The following is a 3,990-nucleotide window of genomic DNA, read 5'->3' as shown; positions in this document are numbered from 1 at the left end:
CCCTCACCCGGCTGTGTGCTGCGGCCGGTTTCGACCCTTCGGTCGCGTTCCGCAGCAACAACTACGACGTCGTACGGGAGTTGGTCGCCGCCGGGCTCGGGGTGGCGGTCGTGCCCGCACTCGGGCATACGCCTGCCCCGGGGGTGGCGGCGACGCGGCTCGGCGCTCGCTCAGCGTGCCGGCGGGTGCAGGTGCTGCACCGCCGGGAGAACAGTAATCCGCTGCTCGGGCGGATGGTGCGTGCCTTGCGGAGTGCGGTGCCGGAGGGGGAGGCGTTTGTGCATCCGGTGGGGGGTGGAGTTGGTTGATGCCCTCGCGCCCTTACGGCGCTTCGACCGTTGTTCGTAGGACTTCCACCAGAGCCGTCACCGTGGGGCGGTGCTGTGCGGAGGAGCGGAAGATGACCACGATGTGGCGCTCCATCGCCTCGCGCAGGCCGATGACGTCGATGCGGGAGGCGCGCAGGCGCAGCATCAGGTCCGTCACGACGCTCACGCCCACCCCGGTCTCGACGAGAGCGAGGGTCGCGGCGGTGTCGGTCACCTCGTGGAGCACCCGGGGTTCGAATCCGGCCCGGCGGCAGGCGGTGAGCACGGCGCGGCCGTAGTAGCTGTCGGCCGACGGCAGGATCCAGCCCAACTCGGCCGCCGCGGCGAGGGACACCGTCGTACGGCCCTTCATGGCACCGGCCGGGACCGCGAGGGAGAACCGTTCCCGGGACAGCGGCATCACGCACAGGGAGGCGTCCCGCGGAATGGGCACGTCGGGGTAGTCAAGGCCCAGGGCCAGATCGACGGCGCCGCCGGCCACCGCGTCGTACACGTCGTCCACGTCCATGTCACGGCTGCGCACGGTCAGGCCGGGGTGCCGCTCCCGGGCGTGCCGCAGCGCCGGGGGCAGGATCTCGGCGGCGGCCGTGGTGAACAGCCCGATCCGCAGCGTCCCCGAGACCTCGGTGCGGGTGCGCTCCAGCGCCTCGACGGCCTCGGCCTCCGTGGCCAGGATGCGCTCGGCGTGCCGGGCGAGGGTCATTCCCGCGTCGGTCAGTTCGACCCGGCGTCCCACTCGCCGCAGCAGTTCCATGCCGGTGGACTTCTCCAGCGCGGCGATCTGCTGCGACACCCCGCCGGGGGTGTATCCCAGGGCCTGTGCCACCGCGGTGACGGTTCCGCGGCGGGTCAGCTCGGCCAAGGACCGCAGCTGGGCACTCGTCCATTCCATATAGGCATCGTAAACAAAAGGACGCAGAAACTGTTCATGGACGTCAACGGTTGGGCTGCTGCACGATGTGGGACAGACAGCTGATCAGCACCGCCATGCACTGACAGCCACGCCGTGCCGAGCCCGGGCCCGCCTCATCGCCCGTCCCGGCACCGGCCGTTGGAAGGGATCGGCCCATGCCCTCCTCCGCTTACCGCACCGTTCCGCACTCCGCCGATGTCGTGATCATCGGCGGCGGTGTGATGGGTGTCAGCACCGCCTTCCACCTCGCCGAGGCCGGGGTACGCAACATCGTCGTCCTGGAGCGCGGCGACCTGGGCTGCGGCAGCTCGGGCAAGCCGATCGGGGGCGTACGCGCCCAGTTCTCGGACCCGCTCAACATCGAGCTCGGCCGCCGCAGCCTGGACGCGTACCAGAACTTCCCCACCCGTCCCGGTGCCGACATCCGGCTCGACACGGTCGGCTATCTGTTCCTGCTCACCAGCGAGGACCAGGTGCGGGACTTCGAGGCCAGCGTCGCCGTCCAGAACAGTCTCGGGGTGCCCACCCGCATGACAGGGCCCGAGGAGGCGCAGCGGCTGTGCCCCTACGTCAGCACCGACGGCCTCGTCGCGGCGGCGTACTCCCCCACCGACGGCCACGCCCGCCCTGGGCTGGTCGTCCAGGGGTACGCGAGGGCCGCGGCCGCCGCGGGCGTCACCCTCGCCGCACACACCGAGGTCACCGGGCTCGACACGGCCGGCTCCCGGGTGACCCGGGTGCACACCAGCCACGGGTCCCTCTCCTGCTCCACCGTCATCTGCGCGGCGGGCGCCTGGTCCCGGCAGATCGGCGACATGGCCGGCGTCGGCCTTCCCGTACGCCCGGTGCGCCGGCAACTCGCCTTCACCGCGCCGCTCGACCCGCCCGCGCCGCGTATCCCCTTCACCATCGACTTCTCCTCCAGCGCCTACTTCCACAACAGCGACGACGGCCTGCTGTTCGGGCTGGCCGACCCCGCGCAGGAAGAGGGCTTCGACACCTCCTGGACCCCGGAGTGGCTGGAGCTGTTCCGCGCCGTCGCCCGCCGCCGCGCCCCCGCGCTGGCCGGCATGGAAACCGTGGACGGGTGGGCCGGACTGTACGAGAACACGCCGGACCACAACGCGCTGATCGGCCGCTCCGACGAGGTCGACAACTTCCTGTACGCCACGGGGTTCTCGGGGCACGGCTTCCTGCAGGCGCCCGCGGTCGGCGAGATCATGCGCGACCTGTATCTGGAACGCCGCCCCTTCACCGACATCACCCCGCTCAGTGCCGACCGGTTCCGCACCGGCGCAGAGATCCGTCCCGAAGCCCATGTGGTGTGAACAGCCTGAAGACCGAAGTGAGAGGCCGAACCATGTCAACGCTCAGCCAGTGGCAGCTACGGGCCGCCTTCGCCGCGCGGCTGTCGGAGATGTACGGGCGGGAAGTGCCCGCCTACACCACGCTCGTGGACGTCTCCCGCGAGGTCAACGAGGACGTCCTGCGCGCCCGGGGCACGGATGCGGAGCGTCTGGGGACCATCGGCAGGGTGACGGCCGAACGCCACGGTGCCATCCGCGTCGGCACGCCGCGGGAACTCGGGCAGGTCGCCCGGGTCTTCGGCGCGCTCGGTATGCATCCGGTCGGCTTCTACGACCTGCGTGAGGCCGCCGCCAGTGCCGTGCCCGTCGTCTCCACCGCTTTCCGGCCGGTCGACGGCGAGGAGCTGGCGCGGAACCCGTTCCGCGTCTTCACCTCCATGCTGACCCCGGCCGACCCCCGCTTCTTCGACCCCGAGCTGCGGGCGCGGCTGGAGACCTTCCTCGCCGGCCGTGAGCTCTTCCCCGCCGAGCTGCTCGCGCTGGCCGACCGTGCGGCCGCGGAGCAGGAGCTGCCACAGGAGGACGCCGAGCGCTTCCTCCAGCTGGCCGTCGGCGCCTTCGAGCTGTCCGGCGAACCGGTCGACAAGGCGTGGTACGCGACCCTGGAGCGGGTCTCCGCGGTCGCGGCGGACATCGGCGGGGTACGCAGCACGCACATCAATCACCTCACTCCGCGCGTTCTGGACATCGACGAGCTCTACCGGCGGATGACCGAGCGCGGTATCGAGATGATCGACACCATCCAGGGCCCGCCGGCCTGGCGAGGCCCTGACGTACTGCTGCGGCAGACCTCGTTCCGCGCCCTGGACGAGCCCCGCGCGATGCGCACAGAGGACGGCAGCGTCGTCAGCGGTGCGCTGCGTGTCCGGTTCGGCGAGGTCGAGGCCCGCGGCATCGCCCTGACCCGCGAAGGCCGCTCGCTGTACGACACGCTGCTCGGCCTCGTGGACGAGCGGTGCTCCCGGTCGCCCGGTGAGAGCCGCGCCGCCGTCGCCCGCGGTGTGTGGGAGGAGCACATGCCCGACAGCGAGCAGGAGCTGGCCGCACGAGGGCTGGCGTACTTCACCTACCGGGTGGCCGCCGACCGGCCCAGGGACGGCAGCCGCCCGCCGGCCGGCCTCGGCGAGCTGCTGCGGCAGGGGTGGGTACGGGCCGAGCCCATCGTCTACGAGGACTTCCTGCCCCGCTCGGCCGCCGGCATCTTCCAGTCCAACCTCAGCTCGGAAGGCACCCGCGACAACGCACAGGAGGGCGCGGCCTACGACGCCGAATGGCTCTCCGGCGCCATCGGACGCGAGGTGCTAGACCCCTTCGGCCTCTACGAACAGCAGCAGAACCGCTCCCTCGCGCAGGTCGCTCGCGCACTGGACCTCGACGGCGC

General features: G+C 71.6%; 4 protein-coding genes. 3 read left to right on the top strand and 1 reads right to left on the bottom strand.

The genetic code is table 11. The features are described 5' to 3' along the window. The coding region (locus ITI46_RS33595) for a LysR substrate-binding domain-containing protein (RefSeq protein WP_247746992.1) at positions 1–308 on the top strand (308 nt) is incomplete at its 5' end. 13 nt (positions 309–321) lie between these two features. Here the strand turns inward: ITI46_RS33595 and ITI46_RS33590 are convergent. After that, positions 322–1,221: a LysR family transcriptional regulator gene (locus ITI46_RS33590; protein WP_209243733.1), complete on the bottom strand. Its 900-nt coding sequence runs from the start codon at positions 1,219–1,221 to the stop codon at positions 322–324. Positions 1,222–1,397: 176 nt separating this feature from the next. Here ITI46_RS33590 and ITI46_RS33585 point away from each other — a divergent pair, with 176 nt between their 5' ends. Together ITI46_RS33585 and hglS are read left to right on the top strand one after the other, a co-directional pair. Next, entirely contained in the window at positions 1,398–2,570 is a 1,173-nt protein-coding gene (locus ITI46_RS33585) for an NAD(P)/FAD-dependent oxidoreductase (protein WP_209243732.1), read from the top strand. 32 nt (positions 2,571–2,602) lie between these two features. Next, positions 2,603–3,990: 2-oxoadipate dioxygenase/decarboxylase (gene hglS / locus ITI46_RS33580; protein WP_209243731.1), on the top strand; the 1,388-nt coding region annotated here is incomplete at its 3' end.

The organism is Streptomyces oryzae, assembly GCF_017676365.1.
Lineage (GTDB): Bacteria > Actinomycetota > Actinomycetes > Streptomycetales > Streptomycetaceae > Streptomyces > Streptomyces oryzae.
The sequence above is the reverse complement of the archived record's forward strand: the minus strand, read 5'-3'. Positions and strand labels throughout refer to the sequence as shown.

Bases quoted from the DNA above. Each gene is read 5' to 3' on its own strand.
- ITI46_RS33590 (WP_209243733.1), bottom strand. From the start codon at position 1,221: ATGGAATGGACGAGTGCCCAGCTGCGGTCCTTGGCCGAGCTGACCCGC.
- ITI46_RS33585 (WP_209243732.1), top strand. From the start codon at position 1,398: ATGCCCTCCTCCGCTTACCGCACCGTTCCGCACTCCGCCGATGTCGTG.